Source organism: Streptomyces silaceus (assembly GCF_001419745.1).
Classification (GTDB): Bacteria; Actinomycetota; Actinomycetes; order Streptomycetales; family Streptomycetaceae; genus Streptomyces; species Streptomyces silaceus.
The window spans coordinates 1-518 of record NZ_LIRJ01000527.1 but is presented as its reverse complement, the minus strand read 5'-3'; the positions used below and the strand labels follow the sequence as shown (position 1 = coordinate 518).

Below are 518 nucleotides of genomic sequence, written 5' to 3'. Positions count from 1 at the left end.
CGCCGCCGGGCAACTGTTCCTGGATCTTCGCGACTTCGGTGGACCCGGCGCTCGCCGGGAGGTAGTCGACGGGCCGGTCCTTCTGCACGTCGGCGAGCTTCGCGGCGAACGGGGCGGCCAGCGCGATGACGACGACCCACAACCCGAGCAGCCCCCAGGGCACGGCCCGCCTTCGCCTCCGCGACGCGACATCGATCGGTGCGACCCCCATGACGGGCCTCCTTCGGCAGGGATGACGTGTTCCGCGTCAACCCTTCCGGGAAGCCCCGCCCAATCCGTCGGACCCGGGAGCGAGTTGAGGGGTACGCCCCGGGGAGGCCGGGGGCGGGGATTACACCCGGCGGAGTATCCCTCGCGCACGGACCCCGCGAAAACGATCCCTCAGGACGGTGTCCGCGCCGCCACCAGGAGGCGGGCCACCTCGTCCGTGTCGATCGTCAGGGCGCAGCCCGCCGTGGTGAGCACGTCGCGTTCGGCCGGGGTGTAGGGGCCGTCGGCCAGGGCGATGCGGGCGCCCT

General features: G+C 73.0%; 1 protein-coding gene and 1 pseudogene. Both read right to left on the bottom strand.

The window, feature by feature from the left end; genetic code table 11:
* Positions 1–211 (bottom strand): hypothetical protein (locus AOK22_RS43385; RefSeq protein WP_244165241.1); only part of this gene is annotated, 211 nt, incomplete at its 3' end.
* A gap of 170 nt (positions 212–381) precedes the next feature.
* A pseudogene (locus AOK22_RS43380) lies at positions 382–518 on the bottom strand (TerB family tellurite resistance protein); the annotation flags it as partial.